Genomic DNA, 16,559 nt, shown 5'->3' on the forward strand with positions numbered 1-16,559 from the left:
GGGACGGAGTGCGGCGGGTGTGCGCGGGGTGCGCACCGGTTCAGACGCGGATGACCTGTGGCCCCTGGAGTGCGTAGCGATGGGCCTCGGACGCGGGCAGCGCTGACGAGGTCACGATCGTCTCGAACTGCCCGACCTCCGCGAAGCGGCAGAAACTCACCGCCCCGAACTTGGTGTGCACCCCCACGAACACCCGCCGCCGCGAGCTCCGCACCGCCTGCGCCTTGACCTCGCTGACGGCCGGATCGGGGGTGGTCAGGCCGCGCTCACGGGAGATCCCGTTCGCTCCGAGGTACGCGAGGTCGATGACGAAGCCCGCGAGCATTTTCGACGTCCAGTGCTCGACCGTGGCGAGCGTGCCGCCGCGCACCCGCCCGCCGAGCAGCAGCACCGTGACCTCGTCGCGGGCCGCCAGCGCGCCCGCCGTCGTGAGCGACGCGGTCACCACGGTGAGCGGGCGCCCGGAGGGCAGCGCCTCGGCGACGAGCTGCGGGGTGAAGCCCTCGTCGATGAACACCGTCTCCGCGTCGCGGAGCTGCTCGGCCGCCGCGGCGGCGATCCGCCGCTTCTCCGGGACGTGCAGCGTGGTGCGGAACGCGAGCGTCGTCTCGAAGCCCGCGCTCTCCACCGGGTACGCGCCCCCGTGCGTACGGCGCAGCAGGCCGTGCGACTCCAGGACCCGCAGATCGCGGCGGACGGTCTCCTTGGCGACGCCCAGCTCGGCGGCGAGTTTGGCGACGTCGACGGCACCGGCGCGGCGGGCCGCACCGACAATCTCCCGGTGCCGCTCCTCCGCCTTCATGGTCGCCTCCCCTCTCCGTTCCCCGCGGATCTCCGTACGGTCATCCGGCTGCCCGTACGGGCCCACGGTGAGCCCGTGGGGAGAGTTCTACCGACCCCGCTCCCCGCTGGCCAGCGCTCCGGTGCCGACGATCGTGCCCGTCTGCGCCCGCCCCCCGGATTGCCAGCCGGGGGCAGCGCGGCAGGGACGGCCCGTTTCCCACCCGATCGAGCCCGTTCCCTGCCCGTACGGGCCCGAGGGCCCCGGCGGGACGGGCATCCCGCCCCGGTGGCGCCGGGAACGGGCACCCTCCGAGTTCTGATAGGCTGCTTAAGCGACGTCACCGGCGGTGACCGGTGACGACTGGTGAAGACTGGTGACTATGTCGCTCACTCACTTGGTCCTGTGGAGCAGTTTGGAGTGCTCGCCACCCTGTCAAGGTGGAGGCCGCGGGTTCAAATCCCGTCAGGACCGCTCCCTTCCGGGCGCCGTGGCGCCCCGAAGGCGCCCCGGCTGGGTAGCTCAGTTGGTACGAGCGTCCGCCTGAAAAGCGGAAGGTCGCCGGTTCGACCCCGGCCCCAGCCACTGTTGAGAGGGGCCCGCTCCCACCGGGAGCGGGCCCCTCTTCTCATGCCGTCTCATGCCGTCTCGTGCCGTCTCATGCCAGGGTGGCCGGGGGGCGGCCGCCCGGGTGGCGGTGGCGCCAGATCCAGAAGACCGTGCACGAGGCCAGCGCCCACGCAGCGAGCACCAGATAGGGCTGGATCAGCTGGTGGCCCGGGAAGTAGACGGCCGTGTGCTGGGCGTTCACCGAGGCGCCGGGCGGGAGCCAGCGGCCGATCGCGCCCAGTACGGACGGCAGCAGCGGCCAGGAGACGGCGCCGCCCGAGGAGGGGTTGCCGAGCAGCACCATCACCCCCCAGGTCGGCACCATCGCCCAGCGCCCGACGAGGGTGTTGAACATGGTGAAGACCATCCCGGACGTGAACATGGTGAGCGCCAGGATCATCCAGGAGTGCACAAAGGGCAGCCGTACGGCGTCCAGCCACCAGTCCACCACCGCCGCGATCACGAAGCCGCCGAGCAGCGCGTACGCGGCCGTGAACGCGATCCGCTCGGGCGGGTTGAGCGCGCGGGCGTGCACGCTGAGCTGGATCGCCCCGACGAAGCCGATGATCACGGCGGCGAGCGAGATATAGAAGATCGCCAGCCCGCGCGGGTCCCCGCTGCTCAGCGGCTTCAGATCGCGGACCTGCACCCGCACCCCGACCTCGCGGCCCACCTCGGGCCCGGCCTGCTCCAGGAGTTCGGCGACGGAGGCGCCGGAGGCGGAGGAGACGTCCAGCTCCACCTTCTTCGGCCGGCCGCCCCCGTCCGGCGGCTCCACCCGCATGATCGCGAAGACCTTCTGCGCCTCGATGGCCGCCTCGGCCTGCCGCTGGGTGCGGTAGTGGCGCAGTTCCAGCGAGGAGCCGAGGGCCTTCTCCATGCCCTGGATGAAGGCCGTGCGGTCCCGCGCGCTGTCCGGCTGGCCGACCACGGCCGTCGGGACGTGGTGCGGCGTCGGGTTCGCCATCGCATACGTGTACGAGCCCGCGAAGAGCCCGGCCGCCGCCGCGAGGATCAGGACCAGCACACAGGCCGGGAAGAACGGGGACACCGTGAACGCGTGCCAGCGCTCCCGCACCGAGGGCCGGGCGCTCTTCTGCTGGTCCTGATCCTGATCTTCGTCCATACGGGACACGATAATTCAGTGGGAATCAGCTTCTTCCGGACACTCCGCTCGGTTGCGCGACACCGCCCAGCGCCACACCGCCAGCGCACCGGCGGCGCAGGCGAGCACGAGCAGCAGCACCCCGTCCGGCACCGCGTTCCCCACGTTCCGGGCCCACTGCTCGGCCGCGAACGCGCCGTCCACATCCGTCAGCCCCGGCAGCCGCGCGGCCCCGTCGAACGCCAGGAACAGCCCGCCCAGCAGGATGAAGAACAGACCCGAGAGAAGAGAGGTGGTGTGCAGCCGCAGCCGGCCCAGCGCCAGCTCGCGCCCGCGCAGCCAGCGCCGCCCGCCCAGGTCGAAGCGCTCCCACAGCAGCGCCAGCAGGAACAGCGGCACCGCCACGCCCAGCGCGTACACCGCCAGCAGCATCCCGCCGTACACCGGGTTGCCGTGCACCGTCGCGACCGTCAGCACGCTGCCCAGGATGGGGCCGGCGCAGAAGCCCGCGAGGCCGTAGACCGCGCCGAGCGCGTACACGGACAGCGCCGTCGTGGGCCGGATGCGCCCGGACAGCTCCGCCAGCCGGCGCGGCGCGAAGCCCAGCCCCAGGATCTGCGCCACCCCCAGCGCGATGATCAGCCAGCCGCCGGCCGCGACCAGCGCGTCCCGGTGCCCGTAGAAGAACCGCCCCGCGTACGAGCCGGCGGCGCCGAGCGGCACCAGGGTGCTGGCGAGCCCGAGATAGAAGATGCCGGTCCGGGCGAGCAGCCGGCCCGCCGAGCCGATCGAGTACGCGAAGAAGGCGGGCAGCAGCAGCGCGCTGCACGGGCTGAGCAGCGCGAGCAGTCCGCCGAGGAACGCGGCGAGGTAGCCGATGTCCACTACCGGTTCGCCCCCTTGTCCGCCTCGCCTGCCTTGCCCGCCTTGCCCGACTTCGCCGCCTTCGCCGCTCGCTCGATCGCGTCCGTGAAGACCTCGTCGGGCTGTGCCCCGGAGATCGGCTCACCGTTGACCAGGAAGGCCGGGGTGGCGTTGGCGCCGAGCCCGTACGCCTCGCCGCGGTCCTTGTCCACCAGCTTCTTCGCGGCGGCGCCCGCCCGGTCGCGGTCGAAGCGGTCGAGGTCCGCAACGCCCGCCTGCTGGGCCAGGTCGCGCAGATGGTCGTCGCCGAAGCTGTTCTTCGCGTTCCCCTTGTCCGCGTAGACGGCCTGGTAGAACGGCCAGAAGCGGCCCTGCTGGCCGGCCGCCCAGCCCGCGCGGGCGGCACGCTCGGAGCCCTTGCCGAAGATCGGGAAGTTCCGCCACTCGATCCGCAGCACGCCCTTGTCCACGTACTCCTCGACCAGCTTCGGCTCCGTGTCCCGGGCGAACTTGCCGCAGAACGAGCAGCCGAAGTCGGCGTACTCGATCATCACGACGGGCGCGTCCTTCTTCCCGCGCGCGAACGGGTCACCGGCGTCCCGCCGGGCGAGCTTCAGCAGCGCCGGATCGCCGGAGGCGGTGTCGTCCGCGCGGCCGTGCACCGTGGCGTCGCCGCTGCCGGAGCCGCCGTCCCCGCCGCCGACGGCGTACTGCGACAGCCACCCGGCGAGCAGCGCGGCGACCGCCACGAGAACACCGATGACCAGCCCTTTGCGTGAGCGGACCGACCTGGATGAAGACATGGGAGAACTCCTGTGAGAGGGGGCGCCCCACCAGGGGCGCGGGGCAGTGTGGGATATGCGGCTCCGCCGCGTGGGCGCGACCAGCCACCGAACATCCGCAGCCCGCGACGCGCGGACAGGGGCAGCCCCTGCCCGGAACGGACAGCGAAAGGAGTCGGGGCCGCGGCGCGGCTACACCCGCAACACAGAGAGCTCGGTCAGGGAAACCGGTGGTATGGGCGCGGGCCCGCGCACCGGCGGGCGCGCGTGCGCCGCCCCGATCGCGGCGTGCGACTCGGGAACGGTGCACAGGGCCAGGGCCGCCGCGAACGGCTGCGGACCCGACGTCGGCGCGGGCACGGCAGCGCCGTCGAGGTCACCGGTCCGCTTCTGGTGGCACCCGGGGCCGGGCGCGGTGTCCCCGCCCCCGTCGTACGAGGAGACGGCGGGGCCGTACGACGCCGAGGAGCCGTACGACGCCGAGGAGCCCTGCGGCACCGGGGAGGAGCCCTGCGACACCTGCGGAGCGCCCTGCACCACCCCGCACAGCGCGAACAGCAGCCCCACGAGCACGGCAACGCCCATTGCGGGCACGCTGCGGCTCATCGGGTCAGCCCCTCACGGTTCGGTCAGGTCGGTACGGAACGACGGCGCAAGCCTAACGTTCGCCCTGATATCCGGCCGGAACCCCGCCATGGACCCCCAAATGGTTCGCCAGCCGCATCAGGGGGGTGCGATCCTGGACCAGGTATGTCGACTTCCACACCCCTCTCCCCAGCCGCCCTGAAGGCCCGGCTGCCCGAGCTGACGCTGCGCGACGCGCACCGCCTCGGGCGGCGGCTCGACGGCGCGCGGAAGATCCGTAAGCCGGAGGCCCGGGAAGCCGCCCTCGCCGAGATCGCGGCGGCCATGGACGAGTCCGAGCTGCGCGTCACCGCGCGCCGGGAGGCCGCGCCGACGCCCAGCTACCCCGCGCAGCTTCCCGTCTCGCAGAAGAAGGACGAGATCCTGGCGGCGATCCGGGACCACCAGGTGGTGATCGTCGCGGGCGAGACCGGCTCCGGGAAGACCACCCAGATCCCCAAGATCTGCCTGGAGCTGGGCCGGGGGGTGCACGGCACCATCGGCCACACCCAGCCCCGCCGGATCGCGGCGCGCACGGTGGCCGAGCGGGTGGCGGAGGAGCTGCACTCGCCGCTGGGCGAGACGGTGGGCTGGAAGGTCCGGTTCACCGACCAGGTGAAGGACCACACCCTCGTCAAACTGATGACGGACGGCATCCTGCTGGCCGAGATCCAGCAGGACCGCGAGCTGCGCGCCTACGACACGATCATCATCGACGAGGCCCACGAGCGCAGCCTCAACATCGACTTCCTGCTCGGCTACCTCGCCCGGCTGCTCCCGAAGCGCCCGGAGCTGAAGGTCGTCATCACCTCGGCGACGATCGACCCGGAGCGCTTCTCGCGGCACTTCGGGGACGCCCCGATCGTCGAGGTCAGCGGGCGCACCTATCCGGTCGAGGTGCGCTACCGGCCGCTGCTGGAAGAGGACTCCGAGGAGTCGTCGGCGCCCGACCGCGACCAGGTCACCGCGATCAGCGACGCCGTCGACGAGCTGACCGCCGAGGGGCCGGGCGACATCCTGGTCTTCCTCTCCGGCGAGCGTGAGATCCGCGACACGGCGGACGCGCTGGAGAAGAAGTTCCGCGGACAGCGGCAGCTCGGAGCGGCCACCGAGATCCTGCCGCTGTACGCCCGGCTCTCCTCCGCCGAGCAGCACCGCGTCTTCCAGCCGCATCCGGGCACCCGCCGTATCGTGCTGGCCACGAACGTCGCGGAGACCTCGCTGACCGTCCCGGGCATCAAGTACGTCATCGATCCGGGCACGGCCCGCATCTCGCGCTACAGCCACCGCACCAAGGTGCAGCGGCTGCCCATCGAGCCGGTCAGCCAGGCCAGCGCCAACCAGCGCAAGGGCCGCTCGGGGCGGACCTCGGACGGCATCTGCGTCCGGCTGTACTCCGAGGAGGACTTCCTCTCCCGCCCCGAGTTCACCGACCCGGAGATCGTCCGGACGAACCTCGCCTCCGTGATCCTCCAGATGACGGCGGCCGGGCTCGGGGACATCGAGCGGTTCCCGTTCATCGACCCGCCGGACCACCGCAGCATCAAGGCGGGCGTGCAGCTCCTCGAAGAGCTGGGCGCGCTGGAGGCGGGCAAGGAGCGGCGGCTGACGCGGACGGGCCGGGCCCTCTCCCAGCTCCCGGTGGACCCGCGGCTGGCCCGGATGGTCCTGGAGGCGGACCGGAACGGCTGCGTCCAGGAGGTCATGGTGATCGCCGCCGCGCTCTCCATCCAGGATCCGCGCGAGCGCCCCGCCGACAAGCAGCAGCAGGCCGACCAGCAGCACGCCCGCTTCAAGGACGAGTCCAGCGACTTCCTCGCCTTCCTCCATCTGTGGCGGTATGTGAAGGAGCAGCAGCGGGCGCTCTCGTCCTCCGCCTTCCGCCGGATGTGCAAGGCGGAGTTCCTGAACTACCTGCGGATACGCGAGTGGCAGGACATCTACGCGCAGCTCCGCCAGGTCACCAGGGCCCTGAAGCTCCACCTCGGCGACCAGGAGGCCGCGCCCGACGCGGTGCACCAGTCGCTGCTGGCCGGGCTGCTGTCGCACATCGGGCTGAAGGAGGGCGAGAAGAACGAGTATCTGGGGGCGCGGGGGACGAAGTTCGCCGTCTTCCCCGGCTCGGCGCTCTTCAAGAAGCCGCCCCGCTGGATCATGTCCGCCGAGCTGGTGGAGACCTCCCGGCTGTGGGCCCGGGTCAACGCGAAGATCGAGCCGGAGTGGATCGAGCCGCTGGCCGGCCATCTGGTGAAGCGGACGTACAGCGAGCCGCACTGGGAGCAGAAGCAGGCCGCGGTGATGGCGTACGAGCGGGTGACGCTGTACGGCGTGCCCGTCGTCGCCCAGCGCAAGGTCAACTACGCGCGTATCGACCCGGAGACCTCCCGCGACCTGTTCATCCGCAACGCGCTGGTGGAGGGCGACTGGCGCACCCACCACCAGTTCTTCCACGACAACCGCACGCTCCTCGGCGAGGTCGAGGAGCTGGAGCACCGCGCCCGCCGCCGCGACATCCTGGTGGACGACGAGACGCTCTACGACTTCTACGACCAGCGCGTGCCCGAGGACGTCGTCTCCGGCGCGCACTTCGACTCCTGGTGGAAGAAGAAACGCAGGGACGAGCCCGACCTGCTGAACTTCGAGAAGTCGATGCTCATCAACGAGCGCGCCGAGGGCGTCTCCAAGGCGGACTACCCGGACGTCTGGCAGCAGGACGGCCTCGTCCTCCCGGTGACCTACCAGTTCGAGCCGGGTACGGACGCGGACGGCGTCACCGTCCACGTACCGCTCCAGGTGCTCAACCAGGTCGGCGCCGGGGGCTTCGACTGGCAGATCCCCGGGCTGCGCGAGGGCCTGGTGACGGAGCTGATCCGGTCCCTCCCCAAGGCCGTACGCCGCCACTACGTCCCGGCGCCGGACTTCGCCCAGCGGTTCCTGGCGACCGCGGAGCCGCAGTCGGAGCCCCTCACCCACACCCTCGCGCGCGAGCTGAAGCGGATGGTCGGCGTCCCGGTCGCCGCGCAGGACTTCGACCTCGGCAAGGTCCCGGACCATCTGAAGATCACCTTCCGGGTGGTCGACGAGCGGCGCCGCAAGCTCGCGGAGGACAAGGACCTGGAGGCGCTCCAGCTGAGGCTGAAGTCGAAGACGCGGGAGGCCATCTCGCAGGCGTTCGACTCCACCGAGCGCGCCCGCGCGAGGAAGGCCGCGAAAGCCGCTCAGCGGCCCGGCGAGGCGGCCTCCGAGGCCCCCGCTGCGGCGCCGGCACCGGCGCCGCAGCGCACCGGGCTGACGGACTGGACGCTGGGCTCCCTCCCCCGCACCTTCGAGACGTGGCGCGCGGGCCAGCCGGTCAGGGCGTATCCGGCGCTGGTCGACGAGGGCGCCTCGGTGGCGGTACGGCTCTTCGACACCGAGGCGGAGCAGCTCCAGGCGATGTGGCGCGGGCTGCGCCGGCTCATCCTGCTGGGCATCCCCTCGGACCCCGCGAAGTTCGCCCTCTCGAAGCTGGACAACCGGCAGAAGCTGGCCCTCTCCCGCTCTCCGCACGGCAGCGTCCAGGCCCTCTTCGAGGACTGTGTGACGGCCGCCGCCGACCGACTGATCGCCGCGCACGGCGGGCCCGTGTGGGACGAGGAGTCCTACCGCAAGCTCTTCGACGCGGTCCGCGCCGACCTGGTGGACGCCACGCTGCGCACCGTGCGCCAGGTCCAGGAGGTGCTGGCCGCCTGGCACTCGTGCGAGCAGCGGCTGCGGGGGACGACCAGCCCGGTGCTGGCGGACTCCGCCGCGGACGTGCGGCAGCAGCTGGACGCGCTGATCAAGCCGGGCTTCGTCACCGAGCACGGCGCGGGCCGGCTGCCGGACCTGATGCGCTACCTGGTCGCGGCCGACCGCCGCCTGCAGCAGATGCCGCAGAACGCGGAGCGGGACCGGACCCGGATGGCGAAGGTGCGGGAGATGTGGGACGAGTATCTGTGGCTGCTGGAGCAGTTCCCTGCGGGGCGGCCGGTGCCGAAGGCGGCGCGGGACGTGCGGTGGATGGTCGAGGAGCTGCGGGTCAGCTACTTCGCCCACGCGCTGGGCACCGCCTACCCCGTCTCGGACAAGCGGATCGCCAGGGCCGTGGACGCCGCCGCACCGTGAGCGTGCCGTCGCGCTGGGTGAGTTCGCACGGAGGCCCTGACCTGCTGTAGAGTCCTGTCTCGCACGAGGTCCTGTGGAGCAGTTTGGAGTGCTCGCCACCCTGTCAAGGTGGAGGCCGCGGGTTCAAATCCCGTCAGGACCGCAGCGAAGCGAGAGGGCCCGCACCGGGATCGGTGCGGGCCCTTTGCGTGTCCGCCCCGCCGGGGGCGCCCCGGAGGGGCGCGGGGAACTGCGCGTCGAGCCACGAAGCAGCCGCAGGCCGCGACGGCCGGGAAGGGGCAGCCCCTGCCCGGACTTCGCGGTCTGCGGCCGCATACCGATTGCGCGCGCAGTTCCCCGCGCCCCTGACCGGGCGCTCATCGTGGAGGGGGATGCCGAGGACCTATTCGCAAGAACCTTGCGGTTGACGGCCCCGGGGAGCCGGGGTACCTCTACTAGAGGAGGTGCGGCGGCATGACGACGACTCCGAAAGGCCCCCGGCGGCACGAGACCAGGGCCCTGCTCCGGGCCCACCTGGCAGCCGCCACGCGGTACCGCCACGTCACACGCCACTGCCCGATCTGCCACCGGCTGCTGCGGCTGGCCATGGAGTCCGCCGAGCCCGAGCCCCCGCCGCAGCCCTCGACATCCACCGCATAGGCCGGCCGGCGCACAGGCCACCCGACAGGGCATCCTTCCCTTACCGTACGGCAGTTACTCCCGGCAAGAGTCTTCCCGTGTGAGGGGAGTCACCGAACTCCTCAGAACCAGGGGGGAACTTGAGCGCGTCTTTACCCGTGTCAATTTTATATGTGCAATTGCACTAGTCTCACCACAACCCCACAGGCTCCGGAACAGACCCCCTCAGCTCAGCGCAGGCGCAGGTCACGCCCGCAGCCACCGGGGTCCGCCGGGGCCCCGTCGGGGCACAAAAAAGATCGCGCTGGACCCGGCGGAGTCCAGCGCGATCCCAGGGCAACCGCCGTTGGGGCAGCGGCCGGCCATGTCGTGCACGAGGGCGCTGCCTTGGGGTGGGGGCCCCGAAAACGCCCTTATATCGGGTTGTTTCGCCTGATCACGCCTCACTGCGCTGCTGAGGGATGCCCGCCAGCAGCGCACGCACCTCCGCCTCGCGGTATCGGCGATGCCCTCCGAGCGTGCGGATGGACGTGAGCTTGCCCGCCTTTGCCCAGCGCGTGACCGTCTTGGGGTCCACACGGAACATCGTGGCAACCTCAGCCGGGGTCAGCAGCGGCTCGGCATCAGGGGTGCGAGCGGTCATGAGCGGCCTCCTCGGGAGAACCGAACCATCACGGTTCTTTCCTCTAAATTCTGCACCTTGACCCGCGTTGCCCGAAATGGCACTACGCGAGCCGAGTCGGTTATAGGACGAACGGCTTGTCCTCGGCACTACAACTACACCATCTGTCCAGCGACGTCGGCCAAACCGATGGAATTGCCCTCTCAGGTGTTCAACCTCGGCGGAAGCCGATGGACCGCCCCATAGCGGACAGTCACACCGCCGTGACGATCAGTCACAACGGGAGCAGGGGTCATCAGACCCACCAAGGAGTGCAATACCGATCTTTCCACCCTTAGTTGGACGGAAGGAGCCCTGTGCGGACTCCTTGTCCTATTTTGACACGAGGGGTAGCTCTGAGAGCAAGACCCCGGTACGTGCTGTCCATCACGCTTGAGGCAATAGCCCGGTTCAGGACGTAGGTCCTTAAGGCGCTCGCCTAGGACGCGAACTGCAGTTCCCGCACCGCGCGCCAGCGCTCCGTCAGCCGCTCGTACGCCACGCCCGCGCGCTCGCCGTCGCCCTCCCGGAGCGCCGCGATCCCCTCCGCCACATCGGCGGCAGAGTGGTCCTCCGCGAGCTGCGCCTCGGGGATCGCGTGAGCCAGTCCGCCGTAGTCCAGTTCGACGAGGGAGCGCGGGTGGAACTCCTCCAGCCAGCGGCCTACATCTACCAGTCCGTCGACGAGCGGCCCCTCCTCCAGCTCTTCGCGGAGCACTTTCAGGCCACGCGCGAGACGGCGCCGCGCCTGGACCATGGGTGTCCGATAGCGGAGGACGAACTGCTGCCCGCTCTCCTGACCCGTTTCCGGCTTCGCAAACTCCCTTTCTTCGTCCACGAAGAGAACGAACCACCGCACCGGCACATGCCACAGCGCGGTGCGGATCCACGGCCGCGCGTCCGGGTTGCGCTCCCGCCAGCGCTCGTAGTCGGCCGCGGCCTGGCGCCGTACGACGGGGGGCAGCGCCGCGTCCAGCACCGGCTGGGGCAGCGCCAGCTCCCGGTCGCCCGCGGCCTGGGTGAGGGCGCTGAGCGCCTGCCAGCTGCGCAGCCTGGTGCGCCAGGGGCAGACACACGTCACGCCGTCCACCTCCGCCACGAACGCCTCAGCGCTCTCCCGCTCCGGCACCACCACCGGCGGCACCGGCAGCAGCCCGGCGAGCGCCCACCGCACCTCGTCCTGCGCCGTGGGGCGGCGCGGCCGTTTGGCGTAGGCGACCCAGTGCGACCGCTCGGGCTCGGGGAACGCGGCGAGCGGCTCATAGACCCGCAGGTACGCGGCGTACGGGACGATCACCGACGACGCTTTCTCAGCCACGCGCTTCCCTCCAAGGAAACCGGTGCGAACAGACTTGGGAGACAGTTGACTACCCCCATCGTGGGACCGCAACGTGCCCGAGGTCCGCAGGTCGTACCCTGCTCTCGACCGGCCCTCCCCCTGGGCTCCTGCTGCCACAAGCGGACGGGACCGGCGGAGGGCGTCCACCACGAATACAGGAGTCACCACCGTGACTGACGTACGTGAGACTGTCAGCGTCGACGAGTCGAGCGAAACGGCACTTCTCCACACTCTCTTCCACTCCGACCAGGGCGGGCACGAACAGGTCGTGCTCTGCCAGGACCGCGCCAGCGGCCTGAAGGCCGTCATCGCCATCCACTCCACGGCGCTGGGCCCGGCCCTGGGCGGCACCCGCTTCCACGCGTACGCGGGCGAGCCGGACCCGGAGGCGGCCGCCGTGCGGGACGCGCTCAACCTGGCCCGCGGCATGTCCTACAAGAACGCCATGGCCGGGCTCGACCACGGCGGCGGCAAGGCCGTGATCATCGGCGACCCCGAGAAGATCAAGACCGAGGCCCTGCTGCGCGCGTACGGCCGCTTCGTGGCCTCGCTGGGCGGCCGCTACGTCACGGCCTGCGATGTGGGGACCTACGTGCAGGACATGGACGTCGTCGCGCGGGAGTGCCGGTGGACCACTGGCCGCTCCCCGGAGCAGGGCGGCGCGGGAGACTCCTCCGTGCTCACCGCCTACGGCGTCTTCCAGGGCATGCGCGCCAGCGCCCGGCACCTGTGGGGAACCCCCTCGCTGGGCGGCCGCACCGTGGGCGTCGCGGGCGTCGGCAAGGTCGGCCACCACCTGGTGGAGCACCTGCTCCAGGACGGGGCGCGGGTCGTGGTCACGGATGTCCGCGAGGAGTCGGTGCGCCGGGTGCGGGACGCCCATCCCGAGGTCGGGGTGGCCGCCGACACAGCCGCGCTCATCCGAACAGAAGGGCTGGATATCTACGCTCCGTGCGCCCTCGGCGGCGCGCTGGACGACGCCACCGTGCCGGTCCTCACCGCCAGGGCGGTCTGCGGCGCGGCCAACAACCAGCTCGACCACCCCGGGGTGGAGAAGGACCTGGCCGACCGCGGCATCCTCTACGCGCCGGACTACGTGGTGAACTCGGGCGGCGTGATCCAGGTCGCGGACGAGCTGCACGGCTTCGACTTTGCGCGCGCCAAAGCAAAGGCAGCAAAGATCTTCGATACGACGGTGGACATCTTCGAGCGGGCGGCCGCGGACGGCGTCCCGCCCGCGGCCGCCGCGGACCGGATCGCCCAGCAGCGGATGGCCGTCGCCGCGGCGGGATAGCCCGGAGCCGGCGGGCTCCCGTGCGGCCGGCGGTCGTGCGGGGGCCGGGGCGCCCCGTGCGGCGCCCCGCAGGGGCACCGGGCGCCCTCCGGCGGAGATCGCCGCAGCGCGGCGCGTTCCCGCCGGTGAGAGGCTTCTCATGCCCCCTCGGCCGCCCCTCGGCGGGTCGGCCCGCGCGGGGAAGGTAAAATCTCGACTGACCAGCGAAGTGAAGGTCATCGGGCGCGTCGGACAGCGGCCGTGTCGTGCGGGCGACGTACCGTACGGCCGCGGAAGCAGGTACCGTGGAAGCCCTGAGTACCGGTCTCTCCCGTAGAGGCCGCTATGAATCATGAACGCGTGTCAAGACTCTGGGGCCGTCGAGCCCCGTCGTTGAGGGGGTCGAGCCATGGGGCGCGGCCGGGCCAAGGCCAAGCAGACGAAGGTCGCCCGCCAGCTGAAGTACAACAGCGGTGGGACGGACCTATCGCGCCTGGCCGAGGAGCTGGGCGCATCGACGTCGAACCAGCCGCCGAACGGCGAGCGTTTCGAGGAAGATGAGCTGGACGACGACCCGTACGCACAGTACGCGGAGCGGTACAACGCCGTAGAGGACGACGAGGCGGACTCCAGCGAGCCGACCGACCGCCAGTCGGAGCCGTCAGACCGACGTCACGCTTGACGTTCCCACACCCTGACCCGGTCCGGCCCCAGCCGGACCGGGTTCTGTTCTCTTCCGGGCGGCGGCCGCGCCGTCCGTGATCCGGGGCGGCCTGGTCAGCGGGCATGCTCACCCGTGAGCGTCACCGCCGGTCCGTCCGGGTCCGCCGTACCGCGTTCGGTGATCTCGCCTGCCACCCAGGCGTCCACCCCGCGCTCGGCGAGGGTGGCCAGCGCCGCGTCCACCGAGGCGGGCGGCAGCACGGCGGCCATGCCGACGCCCATGTTCAGCGTCTTCTCCAGCTCGGCGCGGTCCACCGCGCCCGCCGCCGCGACGACGTCGAACACGGGCGCGGGGCGCCAGCTCGCGCGGTCCACGGTGGCCCGCAGCCCGTCCGGGACCACCCGGGCCAGATTGCCGGCCAGGCCGCCGCCGGTGATGTGCGAGAACGCGTGCACCTCACTCGTCCGGGCCAGCTCCAGGCAGTCCAGCGAGTAGATCTTGGTGGGCTCCAGCAGCTCCTCGCCCAGCGTGCGGCCGAACTCGGGCACCTCGCGGTCCAGGCTCCATCCGGCGCGGTCGAAGAGCACGTGCCGGACCAGCGAGTACCCGTTGGAGTGCAGCCCCGAGGAGGCCATGGCGACCACCGCGTCACCGGCCCGGACCCGCTCGGCGCCCAGCACCGCGTCGGCCTCGACCACCCCGGTCCCGGCGCCCGCGACGTCGTACTCGTCCTCGCCCAGCAGCCCCGGGTGCTCGGCCGTCTCGCCGCCGACCAGCGCACAGCCCGCCAGTACGCAGCCCTCCGCGATGCCCTTGACGATCTGCGCCACCCGCTCCGGGACGACCTTGCCCACGCAGACGTAGTCCGTCATGAACAGCGGCTCGGCGCCGCAGACCACCAGGTCGTCCACCACCATGCCCACCAGGTCGTGCCCGATGGTGTCGTGGATGTCCATGCGCTGGGCCAGCGCCACCTTGGTGCCCACCCCGTCGGTGGCCGAGGCCAGCAGCGGGCGGGCGTACTCCTTGAGGCGGCTGGCGTCGAACAGGCCCGCGAAGCCGCCCAGCGCGCCGACCGACTCCGGGCGCCGGGTCCTCTTGACCCACTCCTTCATCAGCGTGACCGCGCGGTCGCCCGCTTCGATGTCGACGCCCGCGGCGGCGTAGCTGGCGCCGGAGGGGCCGCTCCCGGCGGAACTGGTCCCGGAAGCAGCGGCCCTGGAAGAACTGGTGGTCATCAGGTTCGTCTCATGTCTCTCGGTGGTCTGCCGGATGCCGGTGGTGTGCGCTAAGCGGGCGTGCGCGGGGCGCACGCCGTCGGTCACGGGCGCTGGAGGGCGTCCGAGGCGCCGACTCCCGCTGTGAGAGTGCTCACACCGTCCGCGTCCGTCTCGGACTCCAGCAGATGCTTGCCCAGCAGCTCCGGCTCGGGCAGCTCCATCGGGTACTCGCCGTCGAAGCACGCGCGGCACAGGTTCGGCTTGGCGATCGTGGTCGCCGCGATCATGCCGTCGGTGGAGATGTACGCCAGCGAGTCCGCGCCCAGCGACTTGCCGATCTCCTCGACCGACAGACCGTTGGCGATCAGCTCGGCGCGGGTGGCGAAGTCGATGCCGAAGAAGCACGGCCACTTGATCGGCGGCGAGCTGATCCGCACATGCACCTCGGCGGCGCCCGCCTCGCGGAGCATCCGCACCAGGGCGCGCTGGGTGTTGCCGCGCACGATCGAGTCGTCCACGACGACCAGCCGCCGGCCGCGGATCACTTCCTTCAGCGGGTTCAGCTTGAGCCGGATGCCAAGCTGCCGGATGGTCTGGCTGGGCTGGATGAAGGTCCGGCCCACATAGCTGTTCTTGACCAGGCCCGCGCCGTAGGGGATGCCGCTCGCCTCGGCGTAGCCGATCGCCGCAGGGGTGCCGGACTCCGGGGTCGCTATCACCAGGTCGGCGTCCGCCGGGGCCTCGGCGGCCAGCTTGCGGCCCATCTCGACGCGGGAGAGATAGACGTTGCGGCCCGCGATGTCGGTGTCGGGGCGGGCGAGGTAGACATACTCGAAAACACACCCGCGAGGCTTCGCTTCCGCGAACCGGGTGGAGCGGAGGCCGTTCTCGTCAACGGCCACCAGCTCGCCCGGCTCGATCTCGCGGACGAAACTGGCGCCGACGATGTCCAGCCCCGAGGTCTCGCTCGCCACGACCCAGCCGCGCTCCAGCCGGCCCAGCACCAGCGGCCGGATGCCCTGCGCGTCCCGCGCGGCGTAGAGCGTGTCCTCGTCCATGAACGCCATCGAGAACGCGCCCTTGACCTGCGGCAGCACCAGCGGCGCCGCCTGCTCCACGGTCAGCGGACTGCCGTCCTCGCCGGTCTGGCCCGCCAGCAGGGCCGTCACCAGGTCGGTGTCGTTGGTGGCGGCGACCTGGGTGGCCCGCCCGTTGCCGTTCACGGCGAGCTTGGCGACCATCTCGGCCATCTCGGCGGTGTTCACCAGATTGCCGTTGTGGCCCAGCGCGATCGAGCCGTGGGCGGTGGCCCGGAACGTGGGCTGGGCGTTCTCCCAGACCGAGGCCCCGGTCGTCGAGTAGCGGGCGTGGCCCACTGCGATATGGCCCTTGAGCGAGCCGAGAGAGGTTTCGTCGAAGACCTGGGAGACCAGGCCCATGTCCTTGAAGACGAGAATCTGGGAGCCGTTGCTCACCGCGATGCCCGCGGACTCCTGGCCGCGGTGCTGCAGTGCGTACAGCCCGAAGTACGTCAGCTTCGCGACCTCTTCTCCGGGGGCCCAGACTCCGAACACCGCACAGGCGTCCTGGGGACCTTTCTCACCGGGGAGGAGGTCGTGGTTGAGTAGACCGTCACCGCGCACATAAGACAGCGTACCTGGGACACGCCGGGATGACCGAGTGACCTATGCCGCGCTGGACCGCGACCGGTCCGGTATGTCCCTTGCTGCGCCATGAGGGCCGGGCGCAGCAGCGGCGGGGAGCGCTGAATCTGTGACTAGGGTCTCATGACCTGCCTCGATGGCGCTCTGCCACGGATCGGGCTTCCATACGGGGTGTACCTCGTATCGGTATCCGCCCCCTTCCCCGTCCG

13 protein-coding genes and 3 tRNA genes are annotated in these 16,559 nt (G+C 71.3%); 7 read left to right on the forward strand and 9 right to left on the reverse strand.

Features of this window, described 5'->3' with window-relative positions:
• Nucleotides 1-40: 40 nt before the first annotated feature.
• The gene (locus G5C65_RS04410) at nucleotides 41-802 is read right to left on the reverse strand and encodes a DeoR/GlpR family DNA-binding transcription regulator (RefSeq protein WP_165297273.1); all 762 of its coding nucleotides are present in this window, start codon (nucleotides 800-802) and stop codon (nucleotides 41-43) included.
• A 378-nt stretch (nucleotides 803-1,180) separates the two neighbouring features.
• Here G5C65_RS04410 and G5C65_RS04415 point away from each other — a divergent pair.
• Both G5C65_RS04415 and G5C65_RS04420 read left to right on the forward strand, forming a co-directional pair.
• Nucleotides 1,181-1,255: transfer RNA gene (locus G5C65_RS04415), tRNA-Asp, on the forward strand.
• A 37-nt stretch (nucleotides 1,256-1,292) separates the two neighbouring features.
• Nucleotides 1,293-1,366, forward strand: a tRNA-Phe gene (locus G5C65_RS04420).
• Nucleotides 1,367-1,439: 73 nt separating this feature from the next.
• Here G5C65_RS04420 and G5C65_RS04425 read toward each other — a convergent pair.
• The 4 genes from G5C65_RS04425 to G5C65_RS04440 form a co-directional block, all read right to left on the reverse strand.
• Nucleotides 1,440-2,516, reverse strand: coding sequence for an ABC transporter permease (locus tag G5C65_RS04425; protein ID WP_165297274.1), 1,077 nt, complete (start codon nucleotides 2,514-2,516; stop codon nucleotides 1,440-1,442).
• A gap of 15 nt (nucleotides 2,517-2,531) precedes the next feature.
• Complete coding sequence (locus tag G5C65_RS04430; RefSeq protein ID WP_165297275.1) at nucleotides 2,532-3,380, reverse strand: cytochrome c biogenesis protein CcdA; 849 nt, start codon at nucleotides 3,378-3,380, stop codon at nucleotides 2,532-2,534.
• Nucleotides 3,380-4,162 (reverse strand): DsbA family protein, encoded by a 783-nt coding sequence (locus G5C65_RS04435; RefSeq protein ID WP_165297276.1) that lies wholly within the window; start codon nucleotides 4,160-4,162, stop codon nucleotides 3,380-3,382. The genes G5C65_RS04430 and G5C65_RS04435 overlap by 1 nt, the downstream gene beginning before the upstream one ends.
• Before the next feature lie 171 nt (nucleotides 4,163-4,333).
• Nucleotides 4,334-4,735 carry a hypothetical protein gene (locus G5C65_RS04440; protein WP_165297277.1) on the reverse strand — a complete coding sequence of 134 codons (402 nt, stop codon included), beginning with the start codon at nucleotides 4,733-4,735 and terminating at the stop codon, nucleotides 4,334-4,336.
• 156 nt (nucleotides 4,736-4,891) lie between these two features.
• Between G5C65_RS04440 and hrpA the strand changes: the two genes are divergently transcribed.
• The 3 genes from hrpA to G5C65_RS04455 all read left to right on the forward strand — a co-directional run bounded on the left by hrpA (nucleotide 4,892) and on the right by G5C65_RS04455 (nucleotide 9,550).
• Entirely contained in the window at nucleotides 4,892-8,911 is a 4,020-nt protein-coding gene (gene hrpA / locus G5C65_RS04445) for an ATP-dependent RNA helicase HrpA (RefSeq protein ID WP_165297278.1), read from the forward strand.
• A 67-nt stretch (nucleotides 8,912-8,978) separates the two neighbouring features.
• A tRNA-Asp gene (locus G5C65_RS04450) sits at nucleotides 8,979-9,053 on the forward strand.
• Nucleotides 9,054-9,364: 311 nt separating this feature from the next.
• On the forward strand, nucleotides 9,365-9,550 hold the full coding sequence (locus G5C65_RS04455; protein ID WP_165297279.1) for a DUF6274 family protein: 186 nt from the start codon (nucleotides 9,365-9,367) through the stop codon (nucleotides 9,548-9,550).
• A 415-nt stretch (nucleotides 9,551-9,965) separates the two neighbouring features.
• On the opposite strand, the gene bldC is transcribed toward G5C65_RS04455, so the two are convergent.
• Both bldC and G5C65_RS04465 read right to left on the reverse strand, forming a co-directional pair.
• On the reverse strand, nucleotides 9,966-10,172 hold the full coding sequence (gene bldC / locus G5C65_RS04460; RefSeq protein ID WP_003949541.1) for a developmental transcriptional regulator BldC: 207 nt from the start codon (nucleotides 10,170-10,172) through the stop codon (nucleotides 9,966-9,968).
• 457 nt (nucleotides 10,173-10,629) lie between these two features.
• Complete coding sequence (locus tag G5C65_RS04465; protein ID WP_165297280.1) at nucleotides 10,630-11,508, reverse strand: DUF8083 family protein; 879 nt, start codon at nucleotides 11,506-11,508, stop codon at nucleotides 10,630-10,632.
• 190 nt (nucleotides 11,509-11,698) lie between these two features.
• On the opposite strand from G5C65_RS04465, the gene G5C65_RS04470 reads away from it, so the two are divergent.
• Nucleotides 11,699-12,823, forward strand: coding sequence for a Glu/Leu/Phe/Val dehydrogenase (locus G5C65_RS04470; protein ID WP_165297281.1), 1,125 nt, complete (start codon nucleotides 11,699-11,701; stop codon nucleotides 12,821-12,823).
• A 388-nt stretch (nucleotides 12,824-13,211) separates the two neighbouring features.
• Nucleotides 13,212-13,484 (forward strand): DUF3073 domain-containing protein, encoded by a 273-nt coding sequence (locus G5C65_RS04475; RefSeq protein ID WP_165297282.1) that lies wholly within the window; start codon nucleotides 13,212-13,214, stop codon nucleotides 13,482-13,484.
• 95 nt (nucleotides 13,485-13,579) lie between these two features.
• Here the strand turns inward: G5C65_RS04475 and purM are convergent, their stop codons facing one another.
• Complete coding sequence (gene purM / locus G5C65_RS04480) at nucleotides 13,580-14,704, reverse strand: phosphoribosylformylglycinamidine cyclo-ligase (RefSeq protein WP_165297283.1); 1,125 nt, start codon at nucleotides 14,702-14,704, stop codon at nucleotides 13,580-13,582.
• Nucleotides 14,705-14,787: 83 nt separating this feature from the next.
• Entirely contained in the window at nucleotides 14,788-16,329 is a 1,542-nt protein-coding gene (gene purF, locus G5C65_RS04485; protein WP_165297284.1) for an amidophosphoribosyltransferase, read from the reverse strand.
• Between the last annotated feature and the right edge of the window lie 230 nt (nucleotides 16,330-16,559).

The organism is Streptomyces boncukensis, assembly GCF_011045075.1.
GTDB classification, from domain to species: domain Bacteria; phylum Actinomycetota; class Actinomycetes; order Streptomycetales; family Streptomycetaceae; genus Streptomyces; species Streptomyces boncukensis.